Raw genomic sequence first — 15,602 nt, forward strand, 5'->3', positions numbered from 1 at the left:
GTTCCAGCAACAGCGCGAAGAAGCCGTCATGGTCGATGTCGCCCATCACCTTGGCGTTCTTTTCCCGCTTGGTGACGCCCCACCAGTCGATCACGGTCATGCCCATAGTCAGTTCCGAGCTGGTTTCTACGCTGACATTGCAGTTGCGGCCTTTGAACAGCTCCGGTTTCAACAGGTAGGCGATGACGCAGGGGTCATGCAGCGGCCCACCATCGGTGCCGTATTTCTCCTCGTCGAAACGCTCGAAAAACTCCAGCATCTCGGCCGTTGCGGTACCGACCTTGGTGCCGAGCTTGCGAAAGGCCTGGGTGCGCTTGGCGGTGGTCAGCGCCTTGTGGGTGACGTCGAGCGGCATCAGCACGATCGGAATGCCGGATTTCAACACCACCTCGGCCGCGTGCGGATCGACATAAATGTTGAATTCGGCCGCCGGCGTGACATTGCCGCCTTCGAAGAAGCCACCGCCCATCAGGATGATTTCCTTGATGCGCGGCGCGATCCTCGGCTCGCGGATCAGCGCCAGCGCGATATTGGTGAGCGGCCCGAGAGCGCACAGCGTGATGCTGCCGCTCTCTTCCTTCATCAGCGTCTCGACGATGAAATCGACGGCGTACTTATCCTGCAGCTTCATCGTCGGTTCGGGCAATCGTGGCCCGTTGAGGCCAGTTTGGCCATGCACCGCCTCGGCCGTAACCAGTTCACGCGCCAGGGGACGGACGGCGCCGGCATAGACCTTGATGTCGGGTCGGCCGGCCAGTTCGCAGATCTTGCGGGCGTTCTTTTCGGTAAGGTTCAGCGGCACGTTGCCGGCTACGGCTGATATGCCGACGATCTCCAGCTCGGGGCTGCCAAGCGCCAGCAATATGGCGACGGCATCGTCCTGGCCAGGATCCGTGTCGATGATGATCTTGCGTGTTTGGGGCATTTCAATTCCTTGTTTGGCCATGAGCCCATGCGTCCGAGCGAGCATGCGAAACGCATCGAACCGGCCTTGAGCTGCCGAACCGCTCCGCCCGGGGGACGAATCCCGGCGCAGCGCTTCTCCTTGCATCTCACTGCCGTTTCAAGCGCCATGTCGATCATTCTTGTGAGTCCACGACGTGGTCTTTTTGGGCGGGTGTTTTGATGGCTTGAACTTGGTCGTGGGGCGGACCATATCAAGACCATCGGGAAAAATGCCATCTGGGTTTTTCCAGTTTATGTCGCTCTTGAGAGGACAATGTAACATGAGCCGAATGACGCCTTTCTCCAGTCCGCTTCTCCTGGGTTTCGACGCCATGGAAAAGACGCTGGAGCGCTTGGCGAAATCCGGTGACAGCTATCCTCCTTACAACATCGAGCGGCTCAGCGGCGCCGACGGCAAGGCCGAAAGGCTGCGCATCACGCTCGCTGTCGCCGGTTTCGCCGAAAGCGATCTCGATGTCACCACGGAGGAAAACCAGTTGGTCGTGCGCGGTCGTCAGACCGACGATACCGAGCGCGAATTTCTTCACCGCGGCATCGCCGCACGCCAATTCCAGCGCTGCTTCGTGCTGGCCGACGGCATGCGGGTGATCGCGGCGGAGCTGAAGAACGGCCTTTTGTCGATCGATCTCGATCGGCCCGAGTCCGAGCGGCTGGTACGGAAAATAAACATATCGGTGAAAGACTGATCTTTGCCGATGGCTCTCATGCGGGATGGCCTACTGCCCAGGACCAGGGCGGCGTCTCGCGCCAAGGAGGCTTGAAATGACCAGAACTGACCAAAATCCCACCATGACCAGCGGTGAATTCGCCCATCTCGGCGAGGGCTCGGTCGCTTATCTGCGCAAGGTAACGAGCGAGGAACTGCTCGGCCGTTTCCCGGGCATTGGCGAAATCGCGCCCGGCATGGAATTGTGGGCGCTGTTTGCCGCCAACGGCCAGCCGATCCTGCTTTCGGATGCGCGCGATCGCGCGCTGGCCGGCGCCATGGAAAACGACCTGACCACGGTCGCCATTCATTAAGGCGATTTTCCGCTGAAAACGAACGGGGCCGCCCGTGGCGGCCCTCGACCATCGTTTGTCCAGAAAACGTCAGGCCGCGTGCGAGGCCTGGGTGTCCGATAAAAGCGCGTGGATCGCCACGGCGTCGCGCGTTCCCCTGATCTTGGCCACCGTATCGGCGTCGCGCAGCACCCGCGCGATGCGCGACAGCGCCTTCAGATGATCGGCGCCGGCCCCTTCAGGGGCCAGCAGCAGGAACACCAGGTCGACCGGCTGGTCGTCGAGCGCCTCGAAATCGACCGGCGTCTCCAGGCGGGCGAACACGCCGGCGATGCGCTTCACGCCGGCCAGCTTGCCGTGCGGAATGGCGATGCCGTTGCCGACCCCGGTCGAGCCGAGCCGCTCGCGCTGCAGGATGGTGTCGAACACTTCCCGCTCCGGAATGCCGGAAATCGCGGCCGCCCTCTCCGACAGCAATTGCAGAAGCTGCTTCTTGGAGTTCGCCTTCAACGCCGGCAATATCGCCGGAACGTTGATGAGATCGCTCAGATCCATACTTGAAAATCCCTTGTTCGCCTGCCGTCACCAGTCCCCACCCCTCGTGCGGCCGGTTTTATCCCTGTGCGACCTTGGTCGTGGACGGATCGATCCAGCCGATGTTCCCATCCGGCCGGCGATAGACGATGTTGACGTGATTGTTTCCGGCGTTGCGGAAGACGAAGACCGGACTGTCCTTTGTGTCGAGTTCTATGACCGCCGACGCCACCGACATGGTCTTCAGCGTCATGGTCGATTCGGCGACGATGGCCGGCGCAAAATCCTCCGGAATGTCCTCGTCGTCATCGGCGAGTGGCGCCATCACCGTGTAGGCGATATCGGTGAGCTCGCCATTGCCCGAATTGTGCGATTTCAGCCGGCGCTTGTAGCGCCGAAGCCGGGTTTCCAGACGATCCGCCGCGGCCTCGAAAGCCAGCGTCGGGTCCTGGGCATCGCCGGTCGCCTGCAGCGAAGCGCCGGAATCCAGCCGGATCATGCAATCCGCCGAATAGCGCGAGCCCGATTTGATGACGGTGACATGTCCGGCAAAGCCGCGGTCGAAATATTTGCCGATCGCCTCGCCGACACGATCGTTGATGCGCGTACGGAACGCATCGCCGATATCCATGTGTTTTCCCGATATGCGCAGATTCATCTGAAAACTGACCTTCCTTGCTCAGGCTTCAAACTGGCCGGAGTTTATACTCGTGGTCCGTGCGCACAAGCTTTGCGGCGTCACTCGCGCCGATTTAAATCCAAACTTTCCGGTTGATCACAAGCCGCCTTCTTGACCATCCCTAGGCCATTGTCGTGACGGACCATCCGCTAGCGGGCGCCGAGCCCGTCTCATGCGGGCGGGCTTCTAGCCACTTCACCGCAGCTTGTCAATGAAGCACGAACCCTGTGGAAATCGCCGAACCTAGCGCCCGGCGCTGGCAAGGGCCCGCTTCTCGCGCCGGCGCTGCACCGAGGACGGGATATTCATGCCTTCCCTGTATTTGGCGACCGTACGCCTGGCGATATCGACGCCGCTTTCGCGCAACATGTCGACGATCGCGTCGTCGGACAGGACGTCGACGGTTTTTTCCTCGTCGATCAATTGCTTGATGCGGTCACGCACCGCTTCCGACGAATGCGCCTCGCCACCGCCCGACGAGGCGATCGAGGCGGTGAAGAAATAGCGCAGTTCGAACACGCCGCGCGGCGTCAGCATGTACTTGTTCGCGGTGACCCGGCTGACGGTCGATTCGTGCATGCCTATGGCGTCGGCCACCGTGCGCAGGTTGAGCGGCTTCAGCTGGCGCACGCCATGGACGAGGAAGGCATCCTGCTGGCGCACGATCTCCGATGCGACCTTGAGAATGGTCTTTGCCCTCTGATCGAGGCTGCGCGTCAGCCAATTGGCGTTCTGCAGGCACTCGGCCAGGAAATCCTTTTCGGCCTGGTTCTTGGCGTGCGGCGAAACCTGGGCGAAATAGATGTGGTCGACCAGCACGCGCGGCAGCGTTTCGGCGTTGAGCTCGACCGTCCAGCTGCCGTCATTGGCCGCGCGCACCTCGACATCGGCAATGACGGCGTCGCTGGCGCCCCCCGAAAATGCCATGCCCGGCCGCGGATCGAGCGCCCGGATCTCGGCCAGCATGTCCAGCAGGTCCTCTTCGTCGACGCCGCAGATCCGCTTCAGCGTGTGGAAATCGCGGCGCGCCAGGAGTTCGAGATTGGCAATCAGCGCCTTCATCGCCGGATCGAGCCTGTCGCGCACGGCAAGTTGCAGCGACAGGCATTCGGCAAGGTCGCGGGCGAACAGGCCGGCCGGCTCGAAGGTCTGGCACACCGACAGCACCTTGGCCACGGCGTCGGCGCCGCTACCAAGGCGCGAGGCTATCTCAGCCATATCGGCGCGCATATAGCCGGTCTCGTCGAGGCCGTCCGCGAGTTCGCCGGCGATCAGGCGCGCCGCCGGATCGGCGAAAGCGAGCGCGATCTGCTCGCTGACATGATCGCGCAGCGTGATCGCCGTCGCCGCCATGTCGCCGGCATCGAAGCCTTCGGACGAGGACGTGCCGCCATTGCCGGTCGCCGATTTCCACTGTGCCGTGAGGTCTGGTCCGAGCCGCTCGCTGGTGCCCGGGTCGTCCGGGAACAGGTTCTCCAGCGATGTGTCGAGCTTTTCCGAGATCGCCTCGGCGCTCCATCCCGCTTCGGTCTCGAACCAGTCGCCGTCGTCGGCCGTTTCCGGTGCCGCCTCGGTCCTCGGCGCCTGGTCGCTGGCGGCGTCGTCCTGCGGCTCGGCGCGCTCCAGCAACGGGTTGCGCTCGATCTCCTCGTCGATGAAGTGCTCGAGTTCGGCATGGGTGAACTGCAGCAGCCGGATCGACTGCATCAGCTGCGGCGTCATCACCAGCGACTGCGACTGTCGTAGCTGTAGTTTCGCCGCCAACGCCATGGTTCGGTTTCAAACGCCTCGTCTGCATCCGGACTGCCGGAAGGAATTTTCGCGAACCGATAGAAACTGGCCCGGCTTTTGCTTGTCAAGGCAAACGCTAGCAAAACCCGCTTACCGGAGCGTTATCCCGGAGCAAAATCGCGAGAAAGCGGCCCCTGACAGGAAAAAAATCGCGTCAGGAAACAAATTTCACGCTCAAAGCGTGAATCCCTCGCCCAGATAGAGCCGCCGCACGTCGGGATTTGCGACCACTTCATCGGCCCGGCCATGAGTGAGCACCTGGCCGGCATGGATGATGTAGGCGCGGTCGATCAGGCCGAGCGTCTCGCGCACATTGTGATCGGTGATGAGCACGCCGATGCCGCGCGCCGTCAAATGACGCACCAGTTGCTGGATGTCGGCGACGGCGATCGGGTCGATGCCGGCGAAAGGCTCGTCGAGCAGCATGTAGGCCGGGCGCGTGGCCAGCGCACGCGCGATCTCCAGGCGCCGACGTTCGCCGCCGGAAAGCGACATCGACGGCGCCTTGCGCAAATGGCTGATATGGAACTCCTCGAGCAGTTCGTCGAGGCTGCGCTCGCGCTCCTTGCGGCTCTTTTCGACCACTTCCAGCACGGCGCGAATGTTCTGCTCGACGCTGAGGCCGCGGAAGATCGAGGCCTCCTGCGGCAGATAGCCGATGCCCAGACGCGCACGCCGGTACATCGGCATGGAGGTGACATCGAAGCCGTCGATCTCGATCGTGCCCTCGTCCACCGGCACCAGGCCGGTGACCATGTAGAAACAGGTGGTCTTGCCGGCACCGTTCGGACCGAGCAGCCCGACGGCCTCGCCGGCACGCACCCCGAGCGTGACGCCGCTGACCACCTTGCGACCCTTGTAGCTCTTGGTCAGGCCCTTGGCGATCAAGGTTCCCTTGAACTTCGCCTTATCGGCGGTGACCGTGGCCGGAGCCGAAACCTTGCCGGCGGCCCGCCCCGGAAGACGCGCCGTCAGCGACGACAGGCTGGCCATCAGGGGTTCGTCGCTCCCGATTTCGGCGGTGGCGTCATCGACATGATGACACGTCCGCCGCAGCCGTCGACATTGGCGAGGCCGGTCTTCATCTGCACGGTGAGCTTGCAGCCCTTGAGGACATTGGGGCCTTGCGACAGCACCACTTCCTTGCCGGACAGGACCAGCACCTGCGTCTTCATGTCGAAGGTGCCATTGTCACCGGTCGCGATCTGGTCATTCGACTTGATGTAAACTTTTCCGCTGACTTCAAGGTGGTCGATGTTGGCGGAGCCGGTCATCGCCGCTCCCGCTGCTTCCGTCCCCTTTGCGGCCGCGTTCGGGTCCTTGACGTAGTAGACCATCATCTTGCCGGACTTGAGCAGGGTCGGTCCCTGCACGACCGTGACGTTGCCGGTGAACACGGCGACGTTGTCCGCCTGCCGGACCTCCAGCTTGTCGCTCTCGATCTGGATGGGCTTGTCGCCCGACAGTTTGAGCCCGGACGCGCTCTCGGCGCTGGATTGCGCCTGCGCCGGCGCAAGCCCCAGCAAGAGCAGCGCCGAAGCTGCGGCGGCAAGCCGTGTCGAACTAATGAGCCACATTCGCTTCTTCGCCCTTTGCCTCTGCCGCCTTCAGATTGGCGGGATCGATATTGACGCGCACCTTGTTCTCGAACACCAGAACCTTGCCATTGTCCTGCACCGACAAGGAATTCGCGGTGATCTGCGACCCGTCACGGCTGACGTCCACGGGGTCATCCGTCTTCATAGTGCCTTTGCCCATGTCGAGGAAGACCGATTTGAACTTGGCCTGAAGGCCGTCGGTCGTGGCGATCGTGACGTCGCTGGTCAGGTGCATCGTATTGCCGTCGCGATCGTAGGTGCCATGCGTGGCTTTGATCGCAGCGACATTGTCGGCCGCGATCGGCACCTTGGCGTCGATGCCGTCGAGTTCGATGATGCCTTGCGTGCTGACGTCCTGTATGGCGCGCAATGCCGTCATGGAATAGGGCAATTTCTGCTTGGTGAAGCCGTTGAGCTTGGGGTTGGCCATCACCAGCTTGCCGTTGGAAAAGGCGGTGCCTTCCGCCTGGACCGCGACGGACACCGGTGCGGCGAGGTAGGAATAGACCGGGAAGGCAATGGCGATCAACGCCGCCAGCACCGGCACGGCGAATTTGAGCACGCGCACCCGGCGCGAATGCCGCCGTGCGCGATCGAACGCGTCCCCCCTCGCCGGGCCGTCCGCCGGGGGAGCCAACTCCGTCTCGGTGCTGCTCGCTTCACTCGTTCGCGCTAACATAACTGCTTTCTTCTAAAACCCCTGCCCCGCCGGGCAACACCGCCTATAGGTGGGACGTCGGCGCTTTCAAGCAAGCACAAGCCGACGAAAACCGCGAAAATGTGACAGTTGCTGTCGTGCAGATCAGAACGGATCAACACCGACAGCCCTGCTTCATAGCAGAAATAGACGTCTGGCGTACATTTTTCGTTACCATCGGCTCTCCCCTTATCTGCCGTTCGTTTCACGGACCAATCACGAAACCGACGTCTTGGCGGACGCTGACGCGCACTTGCCTCGCGTGCGCCGCGCGCGGATTGCCGCGTCATGCGCAGACGGAACTGCTTCCAGACCGGGACGTCATGGTCTAAAAGCATCTCTTTCCATCGACCGTGAGGCTGACCATGGCATTGAGAGCCGACGACCTGATCGACCGCCGCCGCTTGCGGCGTAAGCTGACCTTCTGGCGCGCTGCGGCCATCGCCATCGTTGCGCTCGGCGTCATTGCGATCTCGGCCTGGTTCTATCGCGACGATTTCGGCGGCTCGGCCGTCGATCATATCGCCAAGGTCAGGATCGAAGGCACCATAACCGAGGACGACGAACTGATCGAGCGGCTGGAAGCCATCCGCAAGTCGCCGAGGGTGAAAGGCGTGATCCTCGCCATCGATTCCCCCGGCGGTACCACCGTCGGCGGTGAATCGATCTATGAGGAGGTGCGCAAGCTCGCCGCCGACAAGCCTGTCGCGGCCGAGGTCGGCACGCTCGCCGCGTCGGCCGGCTACATGATCGCGAGCGCCACCGATCACATCGTCGCCCGCAAGACCTCGATCGTCGGCTCGATCGGCGTGTTGATCCAGTATCCTGATGTCAGCGGCCTGATGGACAAGCTCGGCGTCAAGCTGGAGGAAGTGAAATCCTCGCCGCTCAAGGCCTCGCCCTCGCCTTTCAAGCCGACCAACGACGACGAGCGCGCCATGGTCCGCAAGCTCATCCTCGACAGCTACGACTGGTTCGTCGGCATCGTCGCCGAACGCCGCAAGATGACCCGCGAGCAAGCGCTGGCGCTCGCCGACGGATCGATCTTCACCGGTCGCCAAGGGGTCGCCAACGGCCTGATCGACGCCGTCGGCGGCGAGACCGAGGCGATCGACTGGCTGGCGACCAAGGGCGTCGACTCGAAACTCAAGGTGGTCGAATGGAAGGACACGGAGCGGCGCGGCGGCTTCCTGTTTTCCAAAGCGATGGTGCGCACGATCGCCGGCGCGCTCGGCCTGCCGGACTACAGCGGCGATATCATCCATGAACTTGGCGCCGACCGCTTGTTTCTTGACGGTCTCGTTTCCGTCTGGCACCCTTGAGATGCCGTTTGGGGTGGATGAAAAAGCAAACAAAATCATCCTCATAATTTCGACCGCACCGATTTCAGGGGACCCGTCCGATGATCAAGTCCGAACTTGTGCAGATTATTGCCACGCGCAATCCGCATCTTTTCCTGCGCGACGTTGAAAACATCGTCGGCGCGATTTTCGACGAGATCACCGACGCGCTCGCCGAAGGCAACCGGGTCGAATTGCGTGGCTTCGGCGCCTTTTCGGTGAAAAACCGCCCCGCCCGCACCGGCCGCAACCCGCGCACTGGTGAATCCGTCGAGGTCGAGGAGAAATGGGTGCCTTTCTTCAAGACCGGCAAGGAACTGCGCGAAAGGCTGAATGGCGGAAAGTAGGCGCGACGCCAGACCGGCCCTTCCCGGGAGGTCGGTTTCCGACGGAAAACATCATGCTCAATCGCTTCATGCTCATCGTGGTCTTCGTGCCCCTGGCGATCATCCTGATCGCGTTGGCCGTCGCCAATCGCGAACTCGTCGCCTTCACGCTGGATCCATTCAATCCCGGCAATCCGGCGCTGACGCTCACTTTGCCGCTGTTCATCTTCCTGTTCCTGGCCCTCGCCGTCGGCATGGTCGTCGGCAGCCTGGCGACCTGGGTCAAGCAGGGACGCTACCGCAAGCTGGCGCGCCAGCGCGGCGTCGAGGCCGAGAACCTGCGCCAGGCGATCGGCCGCACCCCGTCGACACCGCAGGGACCGGTGCTGCCGAAGCCGACCAACTGACCGCCGCACGGGCTGTGGGTTCTCGGGCCCGCGATTTTCTTCACGGAGTTTCCCATGCTGACCATTTCGGCCGCAGAGGTCGACCAGTCGTTGACCTTCCCGGGCCTAGTGGAGACGCTGCGCGTGGCTTTCCGTGACGGCGCGGTGCAACCTGTCCGGCACCATCACACGGTCGAACGGCCGGACGGTGCGGCCTCGACCTTGCTGCTGATGCCGGCCTGGACCGACTTCAACGCAGCCGGCATCTCGGCCGGGGGACACATCGGCGTCAAGATCGTTACCGTCTCGCCCGACAACAATGCCATCGGCAAACCGGCGGTGATGGGGGTCTATCTCCTGCTCAACGGCGCCACCGGCGAACCGGAGGCCCTGATCGACGGCCAGCGGCTGACGCAATGGCGCACGGCCTGCGCCTCGGCGCTCGCCGCATCCTATCTGGCGCGCGAAGACGCTTCCCGGCTGCTGGTGATCGGGGCCGGTGCGCTGTCGCCATTCCTCGCCAAGGCGCATTGCGCCGTGCGGCCGATCAGGACCATCCGCATCTGGAATCGCACCTTGGACAACGCCGAGAAGGTCGCCGCCGGACTGCGCGCCGAGGGCTTCGCGGCGAGCGCAGCGACCGATCTCGACGCCGAGCTCGGCCAGGCCGATATCGTCTCGTCGGCGACGATCGCCACCGATCCGCTGATCAAGGGCGCCCGCCTGAAGCCGGGAAGCCATGTCGACATGGTCGGCGGCTTCACCCCGACAATGCGCGAAAGCGACGACGAGGCGATAGGGCGCGCCCGGGTCTATGTCGACACCCGCGCCGGCGCCACCAAGGAAGCGGGCGACATCGTCATACCGCTCGCTTCCGGCGTGCTGAAATCGGAAGCCATCATAGCCGATTTGCACGAGCTGGCGCGCGGTCAGAAGCAAGGGCGCCGGAGCGCCGACGAGATCACGCTGTTCAAGTCGGTCGGCGCCGCGCTCGAGGACCTTGCCGCCGGCATTGCCGTCTACAAGGCGCTCAGGACCTAGCTTACTGTCCCGGCTGGTTAGCGCCCATAGCTTCGGCGATTACGGCGAAATCGGCCGCGCTTATCGAGAACAGGCCGAAGCGCAGTTGATACCCCCAATTCGGCTTGCCGGCCGTGAAGTCCAGCCTGTCGAGCAATGGCTTGATCGGCGCTTCCCCGGCCGCCGCCCAGTCGACGTCGCGGCGAAAGGGCGTGAAGCCGCCGCCCATGTCGCCTTGATAGGGTTCTCCCTCCCGTACCGTGCCGATCGCCGTGAACACCCGCAGCCCGTCTTTCTCGCCCAAAATCGTTGTCGGCGAATAATAAACAATGCCGTCCCCGGGCTGCATCCGCCGCAGCGGCGCCGCCTTGCCGTGGTTGACCTGCATAAAGCCGCCCTCGCGGCCGCGCCGGACGTGCTGCGCCGACGCCACCGCGATCCAATACGCGCTCATTCCTGCTCCCCGTCGGCCTGCTGCCCGTCCGACAGCCAGTAGACCCGCAGGCGATGGTTGTCGGGATCGAGCGCAACGAAGGTGCGGCCGAAATCCATGTCGGTCGGCGCCTGCAGGATTTTCAGCCCACGTCCGGACCAGTCGGCATGGGCGGCATCGACTGCCTCGGGCGTATCCAGGGCAAAGACGATCTCGGCGCCGCCACCGGTCGCTGCCGCCGCCGGTTCCACCGTATGCCTCGACCAGAGACCGAGTTTGAAACCGTTGGCGAGCACGAACAGCACGAATGTCGGCGCGCTTTCGACCGGCTCGCGGCCGAGCAGAGCGCTGTAGAAGGCGCCGCTACGCTGCGGCTGGTCGACGTAGAGGATGACGAAATTGGGGGTGACCATGTCTGTTCTCCAGGGGTTTCGACCAGGACAGACATAAAGCGCGCCACTGTCAGATTCTGGCAGTATGCGTAACGAGAGGCGCCGTAGACAGCTTACAACCGCTCCTGCCGTGGGGTGTCGAGCGTCGCCCGCCATTCCTTCAGCAGCGCCTGACGGCGGCGCGGATAGCGCAGATCCGTCGTCTTGAGCTCGGCTATGCGGTCGGCGCGAAAATGCCGGAAATCCTGCCGTATTTCGCACCACGCCACCACGACCCGCACCTTGTCGAAGAACCCAAGCGCGAACGGCCACACGATGCGCCGCGAGCCCGCGCCACCGGCATCGCGATAGAAGAAGTCCAGCTTGCGCTCGTTGCGGATCGCCTGCCGCACCAGGCCGAGATCGATGCCTTCGACAGTCCCGCTGGGCGGCCCGACCAGCAGTGCGGTGGCGTCGAGATCCTCGCGCAGATCATCCGGCAGCACCGACGCGATCTTGGCAAGCGCGTTGACGGCCGCTACCGAAAGCCGCGAATCCGGCTGCTTGGCGACCCAGCGCGAACCGAGCACAATTGCCTCGATCTCCTCGTCGCTGAACATCAACGGCGGCAGCATGAATCCGGGCTTCAGCACATAGCCGAGCCCCGCCTCGCCATCGATCGGCGCCCCCTGGCCCTGCAGCGTTGCGATGTCGCGGTAAAGCGTGCGAATTGAAATCCCGAGTTCGTCGGCGAGCGACTGCCCGCTCACCGGCATGCGATGCCGGCGTAATGTCTGGATCAGGTCGAGCAGGCGTTCGGAGCGGGACATATCGAAGATTTGCCTGTTTCTTTGACATTGGTCCATCGCAAGCCGACATGATCAGGCGACGCTTGCGCGGCGGACTTGGTTGCGAAGCCGGTTGCCCTATGTCAAAAGCGGCCACGCCTCGGAGATGCTCCTGCTTGAAATCTTTTCGCGACAAACGCCGCGACAGCCGTCCGCCCGCAAAAAGCGGTGCACAACGGGTGCGTCCGCATGAAGGCCGTGGAACGGCCAGGCCGCAGGAGCGGCCCGAGGCCAAGGTCGACGAGCGCCCCGAGCAGAAGTCGGCGCCCCGCATCCTGGCCCGTCGCGACGGCGCTCTTCCGGCCGAACAGCTTCCGCTGATCCTCGAAGTGGCGCCCAATGCCGATTATGCGCTGCTTGACAGCGGCGCCGGCCAGAAGCTCGAACAATACGGTCCTTATCGGATCGTCCGCCCCGAGGGCCAGGCGATCTGGCAGAAGGCGCTACCGGCAAGGGAATGGGACCGCGCCGACGCTGTCTTCACCGGCGATACCGACGAGGAAGGCATTGGCCGCTGGCGCTTCCCCGGGACGCCGCTCGGCGAGACCTGGCCTATGAAGCACGACGGCATCGACTATCTCGGCCGCTTCACCTCGTTTCGCCACGTCGGCGTGTTTCCCGAGCAGGCCTCGCACTGGGATCACATGGCCGGACTGATCGCGGCGGCCAGGCGGCCGGTCAAGGTGCTCAACCTGTTCGGCTATACCGGCCTTGCCTCGCTGGTGGCGGCGCGCGCCGGCGCCGAGGTCACTCATGTCGATGCCTCGAAAAAGGCGATCGGCTGGGCCCGCGAAAACCAGGAGATGGCCGGGCTTGGCAACAAGCCGATCCGCTGGATCGTCGAAGACGCGGTGAAATTCGCCGAGCGCGAGGAGCGCCGCGGCAGCCGCTATGACATCGTTCTGTTCGACCCGCCCGCCTATGGCCGCGGCCCCAAGGGCGAGGTCTGGCAGTTGTTCGAGGACCTGCCGGCATTGACCGATCTCTGCCGATCGATCCTGACCCCGAAACCGCTTGCCGTGGTGCTGACCGCTTATTCGATCCGCGCCTCCTTCTTCGCCATCCATGCCCTCATGCGCGACACCTTTGCCGGCATGGGCGGCAGGGTTGAATCGGGCGAATTGATCATCCGCGAAAAATCGGCGGGCCGCGCGCTGTCGACCTCGCTGTTCTCGCGCTGGGTGGCCTGATGAGTGGATATGACGGCGCCCGTCCGGTCGGGCAGGTGAAAGAGGTCACCAGCCTCGCCAATCCGCTGGTCAAGGACATCAAGGCGCTAGCCTTGAAAAAATTCCGCGACCAGCAGAACGCCTTCATGGCCGAGGGACTGAAGCTGGTCATCGATGCGCTCGACCTCGGCTGGCAGATCAGGACCCTGGTCTTCGCCAAGGCCGGACGCGGCAACGCGGCGGTTGAGAAGGTCGCTGCGCGCACGGTGGCTTCCGGCGGCACGGTGCTTGAAGTCTCGGAAAAAGTGCTTGTCGCCATAACCCGCCGCGACAATCCGCAAATGGTGATCGGCGTTTTCTCGCAGAAATTCCTGGCCCTGAAGGATATCCGCGCCGACAATGGCGATGTCTGGGTGGCGCTCGACCGGGTGCGCGATCCCGGCAATCTCGGCACCGTCATCCGCACGGTGGACGCCGTAGGCGCGAAGGGCGTGATCCTGGTCGGAGACACCACCGATCCCTTTTCGGTGGAGACGGTGCGCGCCACCATGGGCTCTATCTTCGCCGTTCCGGTGGCCAAGGCGACGACCGAGGCATTCCTCGCCTGGCGCGGCGGGTTTTCGGGCCTCGTCGCCGGCACGCACCTCAAAGGCGCGGTCGACTACCGCTCGGTGGATTTTTCCCGGGGGCCGGTGCTGCTGATGATGGGCAATGAACAGCAAGGCCTGCCCGAAAGCCTGGCGGCGAGTTGCGACAGGCTGCTCAGGATTCCGCAGGCAGGGCGTGCCGATTCGCTCAATCTTGCCGTCGCCACCGGCGTCATGCTGTTCGAGATCCGCCGCGGCGCGCTGAAACTGGACCCTATGGTGGATTCGCAATGAGGGTTGCCCAATCGTGAAATCATGGTCTCCCTATGCGCTGCTGGTCGTCGCGGCCATCGCGCTCGACCAGTGGATAAAACATTTGGTCGAGATCGGCCTTCCCTTTCAGGAAAAGCTCGATCTCCTGCCCTTCCTGGCGCTGTTTCGCACCTATAATACCGGCATCGCCTTCTCGATGTTCTCATCCTTCGGCGATACCGGGCTGGTGATCATCGCCGTTCTCGTCGTCGCCTTCGTGCTCTATCTGGCCACGCACACGCCAGCGGGCCATGTTATTGCCCGCACCGGCTTTGCCCTGATCATCGGTGGCGCGCTCGGCAATCTGATCGACCGCGCCGTCTACGGCCACGTCATCGACTACATCCTGTTCCACACTCCGGTCTGGTCCTTCGCCGTGTTCAATCTCGCCGATGCCTTCATTTCGGTCGGCGCCGCGCTGGTCGTGCTTGACGAAGTTTTGGGCTGGCGGCGCCAGCCCAAGCCCCAGGGTCCCGACGCCTGACCGATTGACCCGGCGCGGCCGCCGCAGCAGAGTCCAAACGTCGATAGATCGAGGAGAGAAAAATGCCCGAAACCTTCAAAGCCATCCTCGTTTCGCGCGACGCCGAAAAGAAACAGTCGGTGGCGGTGACCGACCTCACCGAAGCCGATCTCATGGACGGTGACGTCACCGTCGCAGTCGAAGCGACGACGGTGAACTACAAGGATGGGCTCGCAATATCAGGCAAGGCGCCGGTCATTCGCCGCTGGCCCTTGGTGCCAGGCATCGATTTCGCCGGAACGGTCTTATCCTCTTCCCATCCCGACTGGCGCAAGGGAGACAAGGTCATCCTGAACGGCTGGGGTGTCGGCGAGACGCATTTTGGCGCCTATGCCGGGCGCGCCCGCGTCAACGGCGACTGGCTGGTGCCGCTCCCCGACGGCATCAGCGCGCATGACGCGATGGCGGTCGGCACCGCCGGCTATACCGCAATGCTGTGCGTCATGGCACTGGAGCGGCACGGCATCGTGCCCGATCGCGGGCCCGTGGTGGTGACGGGCGCGGCCGGCGGCGTCGGCTCGGTCGCGGTCTCCATCCTGTCCAGCCTGGGCTATCACGTCATTGCCTCGACAGGGCGCAATGCCGAAAGCCCGTATCTCATCGATCTTGGCGCCGCGGAGGTGATATCGCGCGACGAACTCAGCCAGCCGACCAAGCCGCTCGCCAAGGAGCGTTGGGCGGGCGGCATCGATTCCGTCGGCAGCCACACACTGGCCAATGTGCTCTCTATGACCTCCTATGGCGGTGCCGTCGCGGCCTGCGGCCTGGCCGGCGGCATGGACCTGCCGTCGAGCGTGGCACCTTTCATCCTGCGCGGCGTTTCGCTGCTCGGCATCGATTCGGTGATGGCGCCGAAACCGGTGCGGCTCGAGGCCTGGCGCCGCATCGGCGCCGACCTGGATCTGCGCAAGCTCGCCAGCCTGTCCACGACCATCGGCTTCGACGACATCATCGACGCCGCGCGCGACATCGTCGACGGCAAGATCCGCGGCCGCGTCGTCGTAGACATGCAGTGAGTTCGCC

Annotated in this window: 20 protein-coding genes; 10 read left to right on the forward strand and 10 right to left on the reverse strand. The window is 63.6% G+C overall.

The features are described from left to right. Positions 1–925 (reverse strand): nucleoside hydrolase (locus tag LB545_RS21540; protein ID WP_224705811.1); only part of this gene is annotated, 925 nt, incomplete at its 3' end. 301 nt (positions 926–1,226) lie between these two features. Between LB545_RS21540 and LB545_RS21545 the strand changes: the two genes are divergently transcribed. After that, positions 1,227–1,652, forward strand: a complete 426-nt coding sequence (locus tag LB545_RS21545) for an Hsp20 family protein (protein ID WP_013893014.1) — start codon at positions 1,227–1,229, stop codon at positions 1,650–1,652. A gap of 76 nt (positions 1,653–1,728) precedes the next feature. After that, complete coding sequence (locus tag LB545_RS21550; RefSeq protein ID WP_140685808.1) at positions 1,729–1,986, forward strand: DUF1150 family protein; 258 nt, start codon at positions 1,729–1,731, stop codon at positions 1,984–1,986. Between the two features lie 69 nt (positions 1,987–2,055). Here the strand turns inward: LB545_RS21550 and ptsN are convergent, their stop codons facing one another. The 6 genes from ptsN to lptC all read right to left on the reverse strand — a co-directional run bounded on the left by ptsN (position 2,056) and on the right by lptC (position 7,246). Then, positions 2,056–2,520: a PTS IIA-like nitrogen regulatory protein PtsN gene (ptsN, locus tag LB545_RS21555; RefSeq protein WP_135898701.1), complete on the reverse strand. Its 465-nt coding sequence runs from the start codon at positions 2,518–2,520 to the stop codon at positions 2,056–2,058. Between the two features lie 58 nt (positions 2,521–2,578). Next, positions 2,579–3,157 carry a ribosome hibernation-promoting factor, HPF/YfiA family gene (gene hpf, locus LB545_RS21560; protein ID WP_140500197.1) on the reverse strand — a complete coding sequence of 193 codons (579 nt, stop codon included), beginning with the start codon at positions 3,155–3,157 and terminating at the stop codon, positions 2,579–2,581. 264 nt (positions 3,158–3,421) lie between these two features. Further along, positions 3,422–4,948: an RNA polymerase factor sigma-54 gene (gene rpoN / locus LB545_RS21565; RefSeq protein WP_140558403.1), complete on the reverse strand. Its 1,527-nt coding sequence runs from the start codon at positions 4,946–4,948 to the stop codon at positions 3,422–3,424. A 195-nt stretch (positions 4,949–5,143) separates the two neighbouring features. Then, complete coding sequence (gene lptB / locus LB545_RS21570) at positions 5,144–5,962, reverse strand: LPS export ABC transporter ATP-binding protein (RefSeq protein WP_140500202.1); 819 nt, start codon at positions 5,960–5,962, stop codon at positions 5,144–5,146. Continuing rightward, the gene (locus tag LB545_RS21575; protein ID WP_140560248.1) at positions 5,962–6,546 is read right to left on the reverse strand and encodes an LptA/OstA family protein; all 585 of its coding nucleotides are present in this window, start codon (positions 6,544–6,546) and stop codon (positions 5,962–5,964) included. The genes lptB and LB545_RS21575 overlap by 1 nt, the downstream gene beginning before the upstream one ends. Continuing rightward, positions 6,533–7,246 carry an LPS export ABC transporter periplasmic protein LptC gene (lptC, locus tag LB545_RS21580; RefSeq protein ID WP_140560247.1) on the reverse strand — a complete coding sequence of 238 codons (714 nt, stop codon included), beginning with the start codon at positions 7,244–7,246 and terminating at the stop codon, positions 6,533–6,535. The genes LB545_RS21575 and lptC overlap by 14 nt, the downstream gene beginning before the upstream one ends. 383 nt (positions 7,247–7,629) lie before the next feature. Here lptC and sppA point away from each other — a divergent pair, with 383 nt between their 5' ends. The 4 genes from sppA to LB545_RS21600 all read left to right on the forward strand — a co-directional run bounded on the left by sppA (position 7,630) and on the right by LB545_RS21600 (position 10,357). Next, a complete protein-coding gene (gene sppA / locus LB545_RS21585) occupies positions 7,630–8,586 on the forward strand; it encodes a signal peptide peptidase SppA (protein ID WP_140522514.1) in 957 nt (318 codons plus the stop codon). Between the two features lie 80 nt (positions 8,587–8,666). After that, positions 8,667–8,951: an integration host factor subunit beta gene (locus LB545_RS21590; RefSeq protein ID WP_006200394.1), complete on the forward strand. Its 285-nt coding sequence runs from the start codon at positions 8,667–8,669 to the stop codon at positions 8,949–8,951. 53 nt (positions 8,952–9,004) lie between these two features. Next, positions 9,005–9,337 (forward strand): DUF1049 domain-containing protein, encoded by a 333-nt coding sequence (locus tag LB545_RS21595; protein ID WP_140500210.1) that lies wholly within the window; start codon positions 9,005–9,007, stop codon positions 9,335–9,337. A gap of 54 nt (positions 9,338–9,391) precedes the next feature. Further along, a complete protein-coding gene (locus LB545_RS21600; protein ID WP_224705813.1) occupies positions 9,392–10,357 on the forward strand; it encodes an ornithine cyclodeaminase family protein in 966 nt (321 codons plus the stop codon). Between the two features lies 1 nt (position 10,358). Here LB545_RS21600 and LB545_RS21605 read toward each other — a convergent pair whose 3' ends face one another. The 3 genes from LB545_RS21605 to LB545_RS21615 all read right to left on the reverse strand — a co-directional run bounded on the left by LB545_RS21605 (position 10,359) and on the right by LB545_RS21615 (position 11,970). Continuing rightward, positions 10,359–10,790, reverse strand: coding sequence for an EVE domain-containing protein (locus tag LB545_RS21605; protein ID WP_140632940.1), 432 nt, complete (start codon positions 10,788–10,790; stop codon positions 10,359–10,361). Continuing rightward, positions 10,787–11,182, reverse strand: coding sequence for a VOC family protein (locus LB545_RS21610; protein ID WP_224705816.1), 396 nt, complete (start codon positions 11,180–11,182; stop codon positions 10,787–10,789). The genes LB545_RS21605 and LB545_RS21610 overlap by 4 nt, the downstream gene beginning before the upstream one ends. Before the next feature lie 92 nt (positions 11,183–11,274). Beyond that, positions 11,275–11,970 carry a helix-turn-helix transcriptional regulator gene (locus LB545_RS21615; RefSeq protein WP_224705818.1) on the reverse strand — a complete coding sequence of 232 codons (696 nt, stop codon included), beginning with the start codon at positions 11,968–11,970 and terminating at the stop codon, positions 11,275–11,277. 134 nt (positions 11,971–12,104) lie between these two features. On the opposite strand from LB545_RS21615, the gene LB545_RS21620 reads away from it, so the two are divergent. From LB545_RS21620 to LB545_RS21635, 4 genes are all read left to right on the forward strand, one after another. Beyond that, positions 12,105–13,178 carry a class I SAM-dependent rRNA methyltransferase gene (locus LB545_RS21620; RefSeq protein WP_140897255.1) on the forward strand — a complete coding sequence of 358 codons (1,074 nt, stop codon included), beginning with the start codon at positions 12,105–12,107 and terminating at the stop codon, positions 13,176–13,178. Further along, positions 13,178–14,038 carry a TrmH family RNA methyltransferase gene (locus LB545_RS21625; protein ID WP_140624417.1) on the forward strand — a complete coding sequence of 287 codons (861 nt, stop codon included), beginning with the start codon at positions 13,178–13,180 and terminating at the stop codon, positions 14,036–14,038. Before LB545_RS21620 ends, LB545_RS21625 begins: the two co-directional genes overlap by 1 nt. A gap of 13 nt (positions 14,039–14,051) precedes the next feature. Beyond that, on the forward strand, positions 14,052–14,540 hold the full coding sequence (gene lspA / locus LB545_RS21630) for a signal peptidase II (RefSeq protein WP_140500223.1): 489 nt from the start codon (positions 14,052–14,054) through the stop codon (positions 14,538–14,540). 62 nt (positions 14,541–14,602) lie between these two features. Then, the gene (locus LB545_RS21635) at positions 14,603–15,595 is read left to right on the forward strand and encodes an MDR family oxidoreductase (protein WP_140513760.1); all 993 of its coding nucleotides are present in this window, start codon (positions 14,603–14,605) and stop codon (positions 15,593–15,595) included. The last annotated feature ends 7 nt before the right edge of the window (positions 15,596–15,602 follow it).

Source organism: Mesorhizobium sp. BR1-1-6 (assembly GCF_020165355.1).
GTDB lineage: Bacteria > Pseudomonadota > Alphaproteobacteria > Rhizobiales > Rhizobiaceae > Mesorhizobium.